Annotated in this window: 14 protein-coding genes and 1 pseudogene; 12 read left to right on the top strand and 3 right to left on the bottom strand. The window is 26.9% G+C overall.

The genetic code is table 11. The features are described from left to right. Positions 1 to 454 precede the first annotated feature (454 nt). Positions 455 to 1,159: a LuxR C-terminal-related transcriptional regulator gene (locus tag EG240_RS09515; RefSeq protein WP_125019164.1), complete on the top strand. Its 705-nt coding sequence runs from the start codon at positions 455 to 457 to the stop codon at positions 1,157 to 1,159. 12 nt (positions 1,160 to 1,171) lie between these two features. Here EG240_RS09515 and EG240_RS09520 read toward each other — a convergent pair whose 3' ends face one another. Further along, the gene (locus tag EG240_RS09520; RefSeq protein WP_125019165.1) at positions 1,172 to 2,503 is read right to left on the bottom strand and encodes a beta-propeller fold lactonase family protein; all 1,332 of its coding nucleotides are present in this window, start codon (positions 2,501 to 2,503) and stop codon (positions 1,172 to 1,174) included. 472 nt (positions 2,504 to 2,975) lie between these two features. Between EG240_RS09520 and EG240_RS17125 the strand changes: the two are divergent. The 4 genes and pseudogenes from EG240_RS17125 to EG240_RS09535 form a co-directional block, all read left to right on the top strand. After that, a pseudogene (locus EG240_RS17125) lies at positions 2,976 to 3,313 on the top strand (IS982 family transposase); the annotation flags it as partial. Between the two features lie 284 nt (positions 3,314 to 3,597). Continuing rightward, positions 3,598 to 3,930, top strand: a complete 333-nt coding sequence (locus EG240_RS09525) for a YARHG domain-containing protein (RefSeq protein WP_125019166.1) — start codon at positions 3,598 to 3,600, stop codon at positions 3,928 to 3,930. Positions 3,931 to 3,940: 10 nt separating this feature from the next. After that, positions 3,941 to 4,603 (top strand): N-acetylmuramoyl-L-alanine amidase, encoded by a 663-nt coding sequence (locus tag EG240_RS09530; protein WP_125019167.1) that lies wholly within the window; start codon positions 3,941 to 3,943, stop codon positions 4,601 to 4,603. A 17-nt stretch (positions 4,604 to 4,620) separates the two neighbouring features. Beyond that, positions 4,621 to 4,854 carry a hypothetical protein gene (locus tag EG240_RS09535; protein WP_125019168.1) on the top strand — a complete coding sequence of 78 codons (234 nt, stop codon included), beginning with the start codon at positions 4,621 to 4,623 and terminating at the stop codon, positions 4,852 to 4,854. Positions 4,855 to 5,215: 361 nt separating this feature from the next. On the opposite strand, the gene EG240_RS09540 is transcribed toward EG240_RS09535, so the two are convergent. Both EG240_RS09540 and EG240_RS09545 read right to left on the bottom strand, forming a co-directional pair. Continuing rightward, complete coding sequence (locus EG240_RS09540) at positions 5,216 to 6,259, bottom strand: alginate O-acetyltransferase AlgX-related protein (RefSeq protein WP_125019169.1); 1,044 nt, start codon at positions 6,257 to 6,259, stop codon at positions 5,216 to 5,218. Positions 6,260 to 6,269: 10 nt separating this feature from the next. Beyond that, a complete protein-coding gene (locus EG240_RS09545; protein WP_125019170.1) occupies positions 6,270 to 7,703 on the bottom strand; it encodes an MBOAT family O-acyltransferase in 1,434 nt (477 codons plus the stop codon). A 150-nt stretch (positions 7,704 to 7,853) separates the two neighbouring features. Here EG240_RS09545 and EG240_RS09550 point away from each other — a divergent pair, with 150 nt between their 5' ends. The 7 genes from EG240_RS09550 (at position 7,854) to EG240_RS09580 (ending at position 17,482) form a co-directional block, all read left to right on the top strand. Beyond that, positions 7,854 to 9,101: an exonuclease SbcCD subunit D gene (locus EG240_RS09550; protein ID WP_125019171.1), complete on the top strand. Its 1,248-nt coding sequence runs from the start codon at positions 7,854 to 7,856 to the stop codon at positions 9,099 to 9,101. A 1-nt stretch (position 9,102) separates the two neighbouring features. Next, positions 9,103 to 12,810: an AAA family ATPase gene (locus EG240_RS09555; RefSeq protein WP_125019172.1), complete on the top strand. Its 3,708-nt coding sequence runs from the start codon at positions 9,103 to 9,105 to the stop codon at positions 12,808 to 12,810. A gap of 84 nt (positions 12,811 to 12,894) precedes the next feature. Next, positions 12,895 to 13,740, top strand: coding sequence for a substrate-binding domain-containing protein (locus tag EG240_RS09560; protein ID WP_125019173.1), 846 nt, complete (start codon positions 12,895 to 12,897; stop codon positions 13,738 to 13,740). Then, positions 13,741 to 14,673, top strand: coding sequence for a transglutaminase domain-containing protein (locus EG240_RS09565; protein ID WP_125019174.1), 933 nt, complete (start codon positions 13,741 to 13,743; stop codon positions 14,671 to 14,673). It abuts the gene before it with no gap. 2 nt (positions 14,674 to 14,675) lie between these two features. Next, positions 14,676 to 15,047 (top strand): DUF423 domain-containing protein, encoded by a 372-nt coding sequence (locus EG240_RS09570; RefSeq protein ID WP_125019175.1) that lies wholly within the window; start codon positions 14,676 to 14,678, stop codon positions 15,045 to 15,047. Between the two features lie 69 nt (positions 15,048 to 15,116). Further along, positions 15,117 to 16,235 (top strand): TlpA disulfide reductase family protein, encoded by a 1,119-nt coding sequence (locus EG240_RS09575; RefSeq protein ID WP_125019176.1) that lies wholly within the window; start codon positions 15,117 to 15,119, stop codon positions 16,233 to 16,235. A gap of 74 nt (positions 16,236 to 16,309) precedes the next feature. Beyond that, positions 16,310 to 17,482, top strand: coding sequence for a TlpA disulfide reductase family protein (locus tag EG240_RS09580; RefSeq protein WP_125019177.1), 1,173 nt, complete (start codon positions 16,310 to 16,312; stop codon positions 17,480 to 17,482). Positions 17,483 to 17,573 lie beyond the last annotated feature (91 nt).

The raw sequence follows: 17,573 nt of genomic DNA on the forward strand, positions 1-17,573 counted from the left end.
CGTTGATTTTAAAACTTAAGGTGTAATGTCGTTGACTACGTTTTACATAATTGTTTGATTCTTTCATAACGACTCTTTTTTTTTGTATCGTTATTTCAGGACGGGACATAGAAATAAAAAAAGAAATCTCAATTTAATGAAATTTCTTCTTTTAGTCTCTCTAACAACATTGTTAATGCTCAAAATAATTTTCAAAAGTGTTTTTTTTGGTTAACTTCTTTAAAAATACAATGCTTTTGTAGGTTAGAAAAACTTATTTATTATATATTTGTAAAAAGGCAATGTTTTTTATTTAAAATATCAAAAAATCATTACAAAACATCTTTATTTACTTGAACAAATATCCTGCCTTTTTGCTAAATTTGAAATACCCTATTTGTGGTATTTTTAGAAAAATTTTCACTAACTCTAAGTAACTTATTTATTTTAAATAAATTCAGATAAAAAAAATAAATTGAAAGAAATAGATGTAAAAAAATGGGATAAATTAGTAAAATCCCAAAAATCTCAATCAGAAATCGATAATCAAATCCAAATTCCTGAACAAATTCACAGTTATTTTTTTATTTTTGACTGTTTTCAAAACACTATTTTATTTACAAATTCTGCATTTGAGACAGTAACAGGATATAAATTTGATGAATTGAATTTGGAGTTTTTATTGAAAATTATTCATCCTGATGATTTAGATTATTTTTTAGAATCCGAAGAAAGGTTTTTAAACTTCACTAACAAACTTTCTTTTAATGAACATTTTAAATATACGCATTCATATACCTACAGAATAAAAACAAAATCTGGAGATTATATTAGAGTTTTTCAAGAATGTCAAGCTTTAGAAGTAAACAATAGTGGACATCTTACTAAAACATTGGTAAATCATAAGAAAATTGAATACACTGAAAACGTATCTGTAACAGATTTTAAAATTTATGACAAATCTCAAAATTCATATATCGATGCTGAAAATAGATATAATCTTACAAAACGTGAATTGGAAATTCTAAATTTAATCAAAAATGGTATGAATAGTCAACAAATATCTGATGAACTTACAATCAGCAAGAATACAATTTTGACTCATCGAAAAAATATTTTGAACAAAAGTAATAGCTCAAGTTTTATAGAATTAATTAAAAAATTGAGTTACGTTCATTAAAATAAATTCACATTAATGATATACTACTTCATAAACAGTTATAGTATTTCCTGAATTTGGTGTAGAGCTTTTTCCTTGTGAAGTTACAATTAATTGAGTTTCATCAGGAGAAAGCGACATTCCAACAGGAAAAGAAGCAACATCAATTTCGCTAATTTTTGTCATGGAATTGGCGTCAACGACTGAAATTTTACTTTCGTTATTCACACATGCAAAAATATATTTTCCATTTTTTGTGACGTCAATAGTTCTTACTCCAGGACCTAACTTAACTGATTTCCAATTTGAAAACTCATTAATTTTATTTTCATCAAAATCCTTAGAATTAATTTCATCTAAATTTCCTTTTTGAACGACTCCAAATTTATTAGAACTTAAAATCAAATCGTTATTATTAATTAAAAGATGACGAATATTCAACGAAGATCCAGTAATTGTACCTTCCATTTCTTTAGTCGGAACATCTATTACTGCAATTCCATTTCCTCCCATTTTTGCAACAAATAGTTTTTTGCTATCTGGTGTAAATATCGTTCCTCTTAAACAATTTCCACATTCTGAATCTCGATTTACATTTGAATTGAAATCCATTTTCAAACGATAATCAACTACAATATGAGCAACATATTTAAAATCGAAAGGATTATTACTAGAAACATCAATTAATCCAACCGTATTATCTCCCCAATGTGTAACCGCAACAAATTTATTATCATTTGAACAAGCAATCATTTTAGGCAATGGTCCAGAAGGAATTACTCGAACTATTTCGTCAGTTTTTGTATCGATAATAGCAATTGCGGAAGGAGATTCAGCTTTCGGATCAAAATCTCTTCGATAATAAGTAACCCATAAATATTTACCGTCATGAGATAAACAACTTTCAACTGGTTTTCCTAAAAAATGATTATAATCTTCTTTTTTTTGTTTGAATTTATAGTCAAATACAGAATTTTCATTGTTTTTAAATAGATTATTATTTTTATGAGTGAATTCATGACGAATTTCTTTCAACTTTTCTAAGGTTTTAGAATCAAAAACTATTGTTGTGTAACCTTCTAATGAGTTGACATAAATTTTTTTCCCATCTTTAGAATATGTTGCAGACTTTGGAGAATTTACTGCAGATTCATAAACTGAAAGTTCAGATTTAGGATTTTTTACTTTACTTTGAATTACTTTGATTAATCTTAATTCTTTGAATGAATCTCTTTTGATTTGAGCATTTTTATTCACCGCAGAATCTTGATTTGTAACATTAACAATATCAGGAATCTTCTTGACTCCATCAGAAAAACATGAAGAACAAATTGTGAAAACGCAGAATGCAAAAATGAATATCATATTTCTTTTTTTTAATCTAAGTGTTGGTTTTGGTTTTAATTTCATGTAAACAATAATTAAAATAAATTGAATTAAACGCGTTTAAAATCAATATCTTATTTCGTTTTATAATATAAACTCGTTGCGCATTATAAAAAAATAAACATATTGCTAAAACTAGCAATCAAATACAATTATGAGCAAGTTACAAATTAAATTTAAGAGAATTATGTAAAATATAAGAAATTGAAAATATGTATTTCAAAGCAATAAAACAAAATTATCTGATTTTGAACCAATTAACTTAATACGAATACTGTTAGAGGGTTGTGAAATTTCCGCTCAACAAGTAATAAAATATATAAAGAAACAGAGTTTGTACTTCACAAAACTTCCATTTTACGGGTAAAAATTAAAAGCACTTTGTTTATAAATAGTGTTTTAAAAGTTTTGATTTGTTGGCTACTTCGGTTCAATAATATCCCTTATTTAAAAAACACAAACGTCAGATTATATCTTACTTAAAAACAAAAATATTTTTCTCATATTATTCAGCTCGAATTTTTTAATGGAGTAAATATACAAATGAAAACTCCAAAATATAAAAATCAGAAAGATATCAAACCGTAGTTTTATCCATTCAAAAAATAAATAAAAAGAATTGAAACTTTGTTTGATCAACTTTGTGATCAGTTTTTGATAAGAAGAAAATATACCAAAACTTTTCAGGGATTTAAAACAAGAATTTTGACTAAAATTACAGTTCTTACATCTATTCAATTTATTGATGAATTTGTCTTTTATAGAAATATAAACAATCTAAAAAATTAATCTGGTTGGATAACACAATATTGATAACTTTTATTTCTATCAAAAAAAATTGTGAGAAATCAATATTTCTTTTGCCTGTTGTGTAATTCAAAACGACAATGGTGATAATTAATCATATCAACAATACTTATTAGTTTTTAAAAATTTTAAATTACCAAAAATAATTTAACATAATTATCAAATCAAAAATATAATCTTAAAATATTATTTTTTTAATAATAAATATTTAAATGTATTTGTATTTTTTATAAATTAGCTAAACCAACTTATAAAATCATATTCGAATGAAAAAAATATTCATCTTATTAGTGTTATTTATCATAACTCCTCTTGTTACGCATTCTCAAGTTCATGCGCAAAAACCAAACAAACAATCTCAATATCTACCAGGTTTATACCCAGAAGCATCAAAACGAATTTTGAAAGCAAATGACTTGAAAGGATTAAATAGTTTTGATCTTAAAGTGATGCGGAATGAAATTTATGCTCGTCATGGGTATATTTTTAAAACTCAAGAAATGAAAGATTATTTTAACGAACAAGATTGGTATAATGGTAAATATAAAAATGTTGATAAATTTTTAACTGAAACTGAAAGAAAAACATTGAATTTATAAAAAAGTTTGAATGAAAAATCTAATACTAATGTTATGTTTTATTGGATTTTCAAGTTCTTTACATGCTCAAAAAAATGAAGCCTTTGAAATAATTACAAAACCTATAACTTATGATTCAGAACGAAAACAACTTAGTTTGGAATACTTGAAAAATCATCATGGTTTGATACAAAAAGAACCAACGATTATTCCAAAAATCATTGTTTTACATTATACTGCTGGTGGAACTTTGAGTAGTAATTTTAATTATTTTAACAATACTTATATTGAAAATTCAAGAACATTTAATAAAAAACAAAGTAAATTAAATGTATCATCTCATTATTTGGTTGATAGAGATGGAACTATTTATCAAATAATTCCTGATACATTATTTGCAAGACATACCATCGATTTAAATTATTGTGCCATTGGTGTCGAAAATATTGGAAGTAAAAAACAACCATTAACTAAAAAACAAGTAGAAGCTAATGCTTTTTTAATTCGAAAACTTACTAAAGAATATAATATTGAATATGTTATTGGACATAGTGAATATGGTAAATTTAGAAAAACAAAATTATGGAAAGAATTAGATTCGAAATATTTCACAGGAAAAGAAGATCCTGGTGAAAATTTTATGATTAAAGTACGTGAATTAATTTCTGATTTAAATCTTAAGAAAGAACTTTAACCAAATACTTATAAATTATGACTGATCAAGAATTATTTAAAACCTTAAAAAAATATGTTAGACAAGAAGAACATTTTTCAACTAATATCTTAGAAGTTTTAAAAACATACAAAAATGCAGGAGGAAAAAGAAAAACAGCCGAAAAATTTATACATAAATTATCAGCTGCATATCAAGACGACGAAACAATAAACCAAAGAACTCTTAAAATTAGAGAAATAGTTACAGATTGGAAAAAAACAAAAATGTAAATAAAAAAACAATACCGTTTTCAATAGTATAATTAACTTACTTTTGAAAACGGTTTTTTAAAACACTTAAATTCATTAAAATATAAAATTTAAAAAATCTTAACTTTCATTTTTTTAATCGAAAATATCAATTGTAAAGAATCCTCCGATAAATATTGAAAAAGAAAATTTAATTGTTAATAATGATCAATTTTAAAAAACATTTTAAAATTAAAGCTTCTCTATTATTAGATTTTTGCAAAAAAAATAATTTATTAAGACAGAATCCTTTATTCTAATACATATAAGCATTCATTCTGGAAAACTGAAATATTCACTTTAAGTATAACATAATAATTATAAATGATTTCTAGATTTTAATCTATTTGGTTTCTAAAATTATCTGTTCAGCGACAGCTTTTGAGCCTGAAAATCCCCAATGTGTATCGTCATAAAAATAAAAATCTTTTTTTCCGTTTTTAATAAACTCATTAATACTTTTAATAGGATTTACATAAATGTATTTTTTAGGCGTATTTTCTATTTCTTCTAAAATTACTGATTTTTCAATTGGAGTCTTAGCAACTATCTGATCATAATAAGCGGTAAATTTATTAGGTGCTGGTAAAAAAACTAATTTTACATTTTGCTTTTCTAATTCAATTTGAAGTTCATTTAAAGCATTTTTTAAATTTTGTATATTATTCGGCCAATTCAAATCTGGAATTAAATCAACATCTTCAAAATAACAAAAAACTTCATTTTTATCAACTGAAAACATTTTTTCAGAACTATCGAAACGATAAACTTGTCCAAAATCTTCAGCTCCATTAAAATATCTAAACGTATTGTACGGCAAGGTAAAAATTGATTTATTCGGAAATTCTTTATCTGTTAGTTGAAAATGATAATCTGTTCTTGATTCAGAAATCGGTAATTCAATTTTAGTTTTCGTAAATTCTAAATTCTTATCGACATTATTTCCTCTATATGCTAGATAACGTTCAACACTTTCAACAATAACAAATTCGATTTTATTATTTTTGAAAAAATCTGTTTTTGTTAGTGAATAAAGTGTTTGAAAAGGATTATCATTAATCAAAAGATTTATGTTTAACGAACTAACCTGTCCATCACTTAAATATCCTAAGAAATTTTTATATCCGTTTTTATCATTGGTAAATGAATCTCCTACTAAAAAATATTTAATTGTTTTCCCTTTTACGTTTATATCATCAATAACTTCAAAATGAGTTTGATTAGCAATTTCATTATTTAAATTTTCTCGATAAGATGGAAATCTTTCAAACATCTGTCCAACACGAACCAAATCACCATTTTGCGTATTATATAAAAAAAGTGCAACTAATTGTAAAACTATAAATGGAGACAAAAACAAAGTTGTTTTAAATATAAATTTTTTCATTTGTTTTTAATTAAAATTGGAAATAAATAAATTGCTGTTTATCAGTTCCGAACCAAAAAACTAGAAAAATAATCAAATAAAAAAAGCTATAACGCAACAATTTGTTATTTAAAAAGAATTTGTCAATTGCATAATCTTGTTCTCTACCAAACCATTCAACTACCATAAAAAATAAAATCAAAACACTTATGATTTTAAAATCAAATTCTGGAATTAAGAAAAAACTTTTATTAAATATTCCTTTAATATAATCTATCGCGTGTGACAAATTTTCTGACCTGAAAAAAATCCAAGCAAAAACAGTTAAAGTAAAAGTTATTATCAACTGAAAAATTTCTTTTAATGTAGGAAAAATCTTTCCTTGAGCAACAACATCCAAATAATGTCTGTTTGTTCCAGAAATCATAGCTGGCATCATAAAAACAGCGTTTAAAGCTCCCCAAACAATAAAAGTCCAATTGGCACCATGCCAAAATCCGCTAACAATAAAGATAATAAATGTATTCCGAACTTTCATCCAAGTTCCTCCTCTACTTCCACCTAACGGAATGTATAAATAATCTCTAAACCAGGAAGATAATGAAATGTGCCAACGTCTCCAAAATTCAGAAATATCACGAGAAAAATAAGGGAAATTAAAGTTTTTTAATAAATTAATTCCAAACAATTTCGATGTTCCAATTGCAATATCCGAATAGCCAGAAAAATCTCCATAAATCTGAAAAGCAAACAAAACGGCACCAAGAAATAAAGTACTTCCATTTTGTTCAGCCGAATTGTTAAAAATTTGATTTACAAAAAAAGCACAATTATCAGCAATAACAACTTTTTTGAAAAACCCCCAAAGAATTTGTTTCAAACCAGCTACTGATTGTTCTCGATTAAAAAAGCGAGGTTTCTTAATTTGAGGTAGTAAATGTGTTGCCCGTTCAATTGGACCAGCAACTAATAATGGAAAATAACTGACAAAAAGGGAATATTCAATAAAATTTCGTTCTGAAGAAATTCGACGATAATAAATATCAATTACATAAGACAAACCGTGAAATGTATAAAACGAAATTCCGACTGGTAAGATAATTTGTAAAGAAGAAATGTGAGCTTGAAATCCTAAAGATTCTATCAATGCAACAAAATTTTCAATGAAGAAATTGTAGTATTTAAAAAATCCTAAAAATCCCAAATTGATTCCAACACAGAGAAAAAGCCAGAGTTTTCTTTTAATTTGATTTTGTTCTTTATCGATTTGAATTCCAGAAAAATAATCTAGAAATGTTGAAAACATCAATAAAAATAAAAAACGCCAATCCCAACAAGCATAAAAAATATAACTCGAAACAAGCAATAAAATATTTTGTAAACCTAGTTTTTTGTTTGTAAAACACCAATAAAGAAGATAAACTATTGGTAGAAAAAACATAAATTCAAGGGAATTGAAAAGCATATTTTGTATTTAAAATCTAATTTCAAATGTAACAAAATTAAAATAAGAATATTTCTAAACTATATAAGAAATTAACTTAAAACAAAATCTTTCAATGTCACAACTTGTCGCTAATTAATTTAAATTTGCTTAGCTTAAAAAACAAAGTTGATGAGATTTTTACATACTTCAGATTGGCATATTGGACAAACATTTTATGATTTTGACAGACATCAAGAACATAAATCTTTTTTGGATTGGTTGAATGAAACTCTAAAAAATAAACAAATTGATGTATTGTTAGTTGCGGGCGATATTTTTGATACAGCTAATCCTTCTGGAAGTTCAATTACTTTGTTTTATTCGTTTTTAAGTCAAATCACCAATAATTATCCGAATTTACAAGTTGTTATTATCGCAGGAAATCACGATTCTGCAATTCGTTTAGAAATGCCGATTCCGTTACTTCAAAATACAAAAGTTTCTATCATCGGAAGTGTAAAAAAACGAGAAGATAAATCTATTGATTACGATGCGTTAACCATTCCATTATTCAATTCAAACAATGAAATTGAAGTTTTCTGTTTGGCGATTCCATTCTTACGAATTGGTGATTATCCAAAAACAGAAGAAGGAAATTATGAATATAATTATGGTGTTTCCAAGTTTTATGCAGAAGCTTTTAAAAATATAAATTCAAAAAAAACTGCCAATCAAAGTGTGATTGCAATGGGACATTTACACGCAATGGGAGTTGAAACAGACCCTGAAGATACAGCAGAACGTCCGATTATTGGTGGCGTTGAAAATATCAATACATCAAGTTTTCCAACGGATTTGAAATATGTTGCTTTAGGTCATATTCACAAACCACAACGACTTTCTGCAAACGATTCTATTCGTTATTCAGGAAGTCCGATTCCGCTTTCTTTTTCAGAAAAAACGTATAAACATCAAGTGGTTGTTTTTGAAATTAATAATGGGAATTTTGAACATTTAGAAATCATTGAGATTCCAATTCATACACCACTTTTGAGCGTTCCAAAACAGAATAAAATTTTAGAAGAAGTATTTTTTGAATTAGAAAATCTTCCTTTAAAAGATGAAAATGATAAGAATCAACCTTATTTAGAAGTAAAAGTACTTTTGAATGAGCCAATTCCTGATTTAAAAAATAGAATTCAAGAAATTGTACAAACAAAAAATGTACGTTTGGCTCGAATCGATACGAAATTTCCAAAAATCAATGCAAAAACAAACGAAACGGAACTTCAAAATGAAATTGAACTACACGATTTACAACCGATTCACGTTTTAAACCGTATTTATTCTGAAAAATACAATGAAGAAATTCCAAATGAATTAGACGTTTTGTTTGAGGATGTTTTAACCGAATTAAATCACGATAATCAAAATTAATATGAAAATTACAGCTTTAGAAATAAATAATATTGCTTCGATTGATGGTTGTTATCAAATTGATTTTGAAAGTGAACCTCTGAATTCCATCGGATTATTTGCAATTACTGGCGCAACTGGTGCAGGAAAATCTACTATTTTAGATGCAATTTGTTTGGCTTTATATAATAAAACGCCACGTTTGGCTCCGTTAACTTCGACGGTGCAAATTTTTGATACAAAAGACAAAACCATTTCTAACAAAGACGTGAAAACACTTTTACGCAAAGGAGCGATTCAAGGTCACGTAAAACTGACTTTTATTGGAGTTGATGGTAAATATTACCGTTCAGAATGGAACATTCGTAGAGCAAATAATCGGTTAACTGGTGCGATTCAAAATGAGATAATTTTATTACATAATATTACTGATGATGTTGCTTTTCCAGAAAATAGAAAAACTCTTGTTTTAGCTGAAATTGAACGTTTAGTTGGATTAAAATACGAACAATTTACCAAATCGGTTATTTTGGCTCAAGGCGAATTTACTTCGTTTTTAAAAGCCGATGATAATAACCGTGCTGATATTTTAGAAAAACTTACGGGAACAGATATTTATAGCAAAATATCGAGAAAGGTTTTTGAAAAATATCGATTTCATAAATCAGAAGTTGATGTTTTAAATACGAAATTAGAAATGTTTCAATTGTTCACAGATGAAGAAATTGAAGCATTGAACAATGAAATTACTTTTTTAGAAACAAGAATTAAGGATTTAAGTTCAGATTTAATTAGTTCAAAAAATATTCAGAATTGGTATAAAACGGAAAAGGAAATTCAACAAGAAATTTTGATTGCTCAAAATGTATTAACAGAAAAACGTGAAAAATTAATATCAGAAAGTTCAAGAATTGAACGTTTTAAAAACATTGAAAAATTTCAAGAAATTAAAGATGTTGTTGTTGCCTTCGAAAAGAATAAAGAAGATAAAAAACAACAGTTTGAATTATTAGAAAATAATATCCAAACAACTAAAATACAATCAGATAAGTTAAATGATTTAAATAATGAATTAAATATATTTCGAGAACAATTTAATAACAAGAAAATTGAATTCGAAAAAAACATTCCTTTATATAAAGATGCAAGAAACTTAGATTTACGTATCGAAATTGAACATAAAAATCTTAATGAAAAAGAATCCAAAAAATCGGAATTAGAAAACAATTGGATTAAAATAAATTCAGAATTATCTTCAAAGAAAATAAACGAAAACGAAATCAATCAACATAAAATTCAAATCAATCAATGGTTTGAACAGAATCGAATTTATGAAACATTTATTGCTAATGAAAATTTGGTTTTAGCTTATTTGAATGATATTCAAGAAAATAATCAAGGGATTCCTGAAGAAGAACAAAAGATTCAACAATTTGTAGCGAAAAGAAATAGTTTCGGTCCAATTTTGGAAACTAAAATTGCAGAAGAAATCGAAAAAACATCGTCAGAAATCGAGCTTACAAAATCGATTGCTGAATTAGATTCTATTCTGAAAAATAAGAATTTACCTGAACTTGAAAACGCTTTAAAAGAACTTAATTCAATACAAAATTCTAAAAAAAATGATTTAGAAAATCTGCAAAATATCATTCAAAAAAAAGAACATTTAGAGAAAATCGAATCAAAAATTACAGATTTCGAACAAAAAAGCATCGAAATCAAATCAGATTTATCGAAAATCGAGCTAAAAAAGAATGAAACTACGATTCAAAAAAATACTTTGCAAAATGTTTTGAATCGAATGTTATTAGAAAAATCAAAAGACGTTATTGAACTTAGAGCGAATTTGATAAATGATCAAGCTTGTCCAGTTTGCGGTTCGTTAGAACATCCGTACGCAAAGTACAATTCGTTAGATAAAATTACTGACGAAACTAAAATTGAATTCGAAAATTTAGAAAAGAAACTTCAAAATTTAACTTCAGAATCAGCAAGTTTAAGTCAACAATTAATTCAGATTACAACAACTATTTCAGATTACAAAGAAGAAAAAAACAAAATCCAAATTGAAATCGATAAACTTAATTTCACGGTTAAATTGATTTCTAATTATGATTTTAATTTCAATGAAACAGAAAATTTTGGTCTTATTTCAGAAGCATTAAAAACAATTTCTGAAAATATAAATTCGTTAGAAACTGATTTAGGATATTTGAAAAGACATTGGTTTCAAAGAGAAGAATTTCAGCAAAAACTTTATTTCTTACATCAAGAAAAAGTAAAATTAAATCAAGAAATAAATGAATTAAAACAAGAAATTTCTGATTTAAATTATAAATTAGAATTACATTCTAATCAAATTCATACAAAAAAAGAAAATTATAATCGATTAATTGAGGAAGTTTCAAGAGTTTTAGATAACAATCTTTGGTTAGATTTTTGGCAACAAAATGAAAATGAATTTATTAGAATTCATAAACAAATGGCAGACGATTGGAGAAAACATCAATCTGAATTAGAAAATCTTTCGGAAAAAAGAATTAAAATTCAAACTGAAATTCAAGAAATCGAAAAAGCTTTGTATTTAAAAAATGAAGAAGTTCAAAAATCAAAAATTGAATTATTCGATTTACAATCAGACTTTGAAAAGATTAAATCTAAACGTTTACAATTTTTCAATGGAGAATCAATTGATTTTGTTGAAAATAAATTGAATTCTGAAATACAAAATTTAAATCAAACTATTGAAAGTAAAAATTTAGAAAAGCTAGAAATCAACAATAAAATTATTGAACTGAATTCTCAAAAAAATGGTTTCGAAGATTATTTAAAAAAACTAGATTCGACTTTAAATCAATATCAAACGGAAATAAATAATTGGTCTGAAACCAACGAAATTTCTCTTGAAAATGTATCCGTTTATTTACAATTTAATGCCGAATGGATTCAAAATGAAAGAAATTACATTCAACAAATTCATACCGAAATTGATAAGCAATTAGCTTTATTTGAAGATAAAAAACATACTTTAGAAAAACATTCTAAAAACAATAAACCGGAAATTTATGAAGAAGAAATAATACTTAAAATTAACGAAATTGAAATACAAATAAATGAATTAAAAGAAAAAGCACTTTCAAATAAACATCATCTGCAAACCGATTTTGACCAAAGAAAAACACAAAGTAGTTTGATTGAAAAAAGAATTCAATTAGGCAATATTGCGACAAAATGGAATCAGCTTAATGATTTAATTGGTAGTGCAGATGGCGCAAAATTCAAGAAAATCGCACAAGAATATACGTTGGATATTTTATTGCGTTATGCAAATATTCATCTTAAAAAAATCAATCGACGTTATGTTTTAGAACGAATTCCAAACACTTTGAGTTTACAAGTAATTGACAACGATATGGCGTGTGAAATTCGTTCGGTACATTCATTATCTGGAGGCGAATCATTCTTAGTTTCATTGGCTTTAGCTTTGGCTTTATCATCGCTTTCATCATCAAAAATGAATATCGAATCCTTGTTTATTGATGAAGGTTTTGGAACATTAGATGCTCAAACATTAGCAATTGCAATGGATGCTTTGGAAAGTTTACAAAATCAAGGTAAAAAAGTGGGTGTAATTTCTCACGTTTCTGAAATGACAGAACGAATACCAGTGCAAATTCACGTTGAAAAACACGGAAACGGACGAAGTTCAATCGAAATTATATCTTTTTAAAATATCGCTCGATGAGCGATATTTTTATTTCTATTTTAATGAAAAAACACGGAAGCTTTACTATCTTAGCATAAAATTTTTAGAATGAAAACGGTTAAAATCGTAGGTGTTCCTGAACACTTTAATTTACCTTGGCAACTTTGCCTTGAAAATGGAGAATTTAGCGAAATCGGAATCGATTTAGAATGGACAGATATTCCTGAAGGAACTGGGAAAATGTGTCAAATGTTACGCAATAACGAAACTGATTTGGCGGTTATCTTGACCGAAGGAATTCTTAAAGATATTTCTAACGGAAATGAATCTGTTGTGCTTCAACAATACGTTTCTTCACCTTTGCAATGGGGAATTCACGTTGCAGCATCTAGCCCATTTCAAAACATTTCTGAACTTCAAAACAAAAAAGTTGCAATTAGCAGAAACGGTTCTGGTTCTCAACTTATGGCTATTGTAAATGCAAAAAATGAAGGTTGGAAAAGTGATGATTTGAATTTTGAAATCGTAAATACTTTAGATGGCGCGGTTGTTGCTTTAACAGAAAACAAAGCCGATTATTTTATGTGGGACCGTTTTATGACGCAACCTGTAGTTGACAAAGGAATTTTTAGAAGAATTGGTGTTTGTCCTACTCCTTGGCCTTGTTTTGTGATTGTTGCTAGGAAAGAATTCTATGAAAATAACAAAGCAATGATTAATAATCTTTTGGAAGTTATAAATAATACAACTATTGAATTCAAACAAATTCCAAGTATTGATAAAACATTAGCTTCTCGTTATGAACAAAAGTTAGAAGATATTCAAGAATGGTTAAAAATTACCAAATGGTCACAAAAACAATTGACTGAAAAACAATTTGAAACGATTCAAATACAATTACAAGATTTAGGAATAATCGAAAATAAATTAAACTATTCTGAAGTTATTAAATAAATGACCAATCCAACAATAGTAAAGGCTAAAGCCACCATTCGCAAGTTTAGGATACCTAAGCCTTGGGATTCTATTGTTATTTTTGTACTGAATATTCTGATATTAATTCCTGTTTTTATTATTCTACATCAAGTTTTAATTGACCCAGATTGGCCGATTCATTTAGATAGAATTTTGCTTTTTTTGGCGATTATTATTGGAATGCAATTTCTATTAAGTTATTTTAAGAAGTTTATTTTCTTTATTTTAATTATTTATTTAGGAACTTTAATTTGGGGAACATTGTTTCAAGGATATGGTTTTAATTCCGTTTACGAAGATTATCGCGCAATGATTTTTGCGATGTCAGCAGATCCGAATCCACAAGATGTGATTGTATCAAAATTACTCCCATTTCCAAATAAATCAAAAATTGAAGCTGCTGTTGAATATAACAATCCGAAAGTAAGAAATTACGCATTAATGGCAACGACGAAACATTTTAGAGATGTAAAAGGTTTTCACGATTATAGACAAATTATTCAATGTTTTGCTATTTTCAAAGAAGTTCAAAGTCGTTGGAATTATGTAAACGATCCGAAAAATAGAGAATACATTGCTAAAGCTACAGAATCTTTAGAACATTTTTCAGGAGATTGTGATGATCATGCAATTTTAATGGCATCTTTAATTCGTGCAGTTGGCGGAACACCTAGAATTATTCATACGCAAGCACATATGTATCCTGAAATGTTGATTGGTGATGAATCTAATCTTGAAAATATTATTTACTTGATTCAAGAAGTTTTATTTAAAGATGAAAGTAAAGGAAAACAAATTTTTTATCACATTGATGAACGTGGAAAGGTTTGGTTAAATCTAGATTATACAGCAAAATATCCTGGTGGCCCATTTATGTCTGAGGAAATTTTAGGACAATTAACTTTTGAATAAAAATGAATACAACAATCATAATTGTAGGGGCAATTTTTGGAGCTCTTTCCGTAATTTTAGGTGCATTTGGAGCACATGCTTTTAAAAAATTCATGAATGAAGAACAATTAAAAAACTACGAAACAGGAATAAAATATCAAATGTATCACGCTATTTTATTGATCGTTATTGGATTTAATGCAGATTTATTTCAAAATGCACAAATCATATTAATCTTACTGTCTTTAGGAATATTGTTATTCTCTTTTAGTATTTATGGCTTAACTATTACAAGTGCTTTAAACAAAAAATGGAGAATCTTAGGTCCAATTACACCAATTGGTGGTTTATTACTTGTAAGTGGCTGGCTTTCAATAATTATAAATTTTATATAATTTTATTAAAGTTGATTACTTATTTATTACTTTTGCGAAATAATATTTAAAATAAATAACAAATTATAAATGAAAAAAATTTTCACTTTAGCGTGTGCAGTTGCTGTACTTGCTTCTTGTAACAATTCAGCAGATAGTTACATAATAAATGGTACTATACAAGGTTTTGAAGATGGTACAAAAGTTTACATTAACGAACAAGGTGAACAAGGTTTCGTAAAAATCGATTCTACGGAAATTAAAGGAGGAATGTTCGAATTTAAAGGATCTGCAACTGAACCAGACATCAAATTTTTAGAATTAGGAACAACTGAAGAATTTGTAGTTCCATTTATTTTAGAAAATGGTGAAATTAAAGTAACTTACGATAAAGCTAAACCAGAAGATTCAAAGGTTGTTGGTACTAAAAACAATGATTATTTAGCAGCTTACAATACTGAAGCTTTTAAATTACAAAAAGCTGCTCGTGATTTTCAAGAACAGAATAACGAAAAAATGATGCAAGCTCAACAAACTCAAGATATGGCTACTATGGAGAGTTTGATGGCTGAATACAATAAATTTGGAGAAGAAATTAAAAAACAAAATAAAGATTATGTAAGTAAAAATAAAGATGCTTATATTTCTCTTTTATTATTAGAACAATTAACAGCTTCTCAAGCAATCACTAGTGAAGAATTCAAGACATATTACGATGCTTTAGATTCTACTTTAAAAACTACTAAAAAAGGTAAAGAGCTTGCTGAAAAATTAGCTACAATGGAAAAAGTGGCAGTAGGAAAAATGGCACCAGATTTCTCTGCACCAAATCCTGAAGGAAAAATGGTTTCTTTAAAAGAAAGTTTAGGAAAAGTTACAATTATTGATTTTTGGGCTGCTTGGTGCGGACCATGTCGTCAAGAAAACCCAAATATTGTTGCGTTATACAACAAATACAAAGATCAAGGTTTAGCAATTATTGGAGTATCTTTAGATAAAGATGCTGAATCTTGGAAAAAAGCAATTGCAGATGATAATTTAACTTGGACTCAGGTTTCTAACATCAAACATTGGCAAGATCCAATTGCTAAAGAATACAATGTACAAAGTATTCCTGCAATGTTTGTTTTAGATGCTTCTGGAAAAATCGTAGCTAAAGATTTAAGAGGTGCAGAATTAGATGCTAAAATTGCTGAGTTATTAAAATAATATCCAATTTTATACTATATTTAAAGTCGATACGTTTATATGTATCGACTTTTTTATTAAAAAACATTTTAATCATGAAAAACATAAAATTCTTTTTAATTGCTTCTTTATTTGCATTTAGTTCACAAACACAAGCAAAAATATCAATTCTTAATAAAACTTTAAAAGTCAATTCTTTTGATCAAAAAAAAAATAAATTCACGATTAAAGGAAATGTTCAAGGTTTTGAAGATGGTACAAAAGTTTACATTAACGAACAAGGTGAACAAGGTTTCATTAAAATCGATTCTACAGTAATAAAAAACAATACTTTTATTATCAATGGAATTGTAAATGAATTAGAACTCGCATTTATAGAAATTGGTAATACACAAGAATATATTGTACCGTTTGTAATTGAAAAAGGTGAAATTAAAGTAACTTATGATAAAGCTAATCCAGATAATGCTAAAGTAATTGGAACAAAAAACAATGACTATTTAGCAGTTTATAACACCGAATCAAATAAAATACAAAGAGAAATTCGAGATTTTCAAGAGTTAAATAATGAAAAAATGATGAATGCCCAACAAAGTCAAGATAAACAAACTATCGATGATTTAATGGCAGAATATCAAAAAATCAACTCGAAATTAGTCAATCAAAATATAGATTTAATCAAAAAAAATAAAGACGCCTATATTTCATTAATAATTATAGAACAATTAATGAATGGCGAAACTATTACTTTTGAAGAATATAAATCCTATTTTGAAGCTTTTGATTCAAAATTAAAAAATACTAAAAAAGGAAAAGAAATCAACCAAAGAATAGAAAGTTTAGAAAAAGTTGCCATAGGTCAAATAGCTCCAGATTTCTCAGCACCAAATCCTGAAGGAAAAATGATTTCTTTAAAAGAAAGTTTAGGAAAAGTTACCATTATTGATTTTTGGGCTGCTTGGTGTGGACCATGTCGTCAAGAAAATCCGAATTTTGTTGCGTTATATAATAAATACAAAAACAAAGGATTACAAATAATTGGTGTTTCTTTAGACAGAGATGCTGAAGCTTGGAAAAATGCCATTGCTAAAGATCAATTGACTTGGATTCAGATTTCTAACATCAAGCATTGGCAGGATCCTATTGCACAATTGTACCAAGTTAGCTCAATACCAAAAACGTTTATTTTAGATTCTTCAGGTAAAATTATAGCTAAAGATTTAAGAGGTGCTGAATTGGATACTAAGATTGCAGAATTATTAAAATAAATTTAAAATGAAAAACTACCTCTAAAATTTGTTGGAGGTAGTTTTTTATAACATAGATTCAAAAAACAAAACGAAAATAAACTATCTTAAA

This window comes from Paenimyroides tangerinum (genome assembly GCF_003865405.1).
Classification (GTDB): Bacteria; Bacteroidota; Bacteroidia; order Flavobacteriales; family Flavobacteriaceae; genus Flavobacterium; species Flavobacterium tangerinum.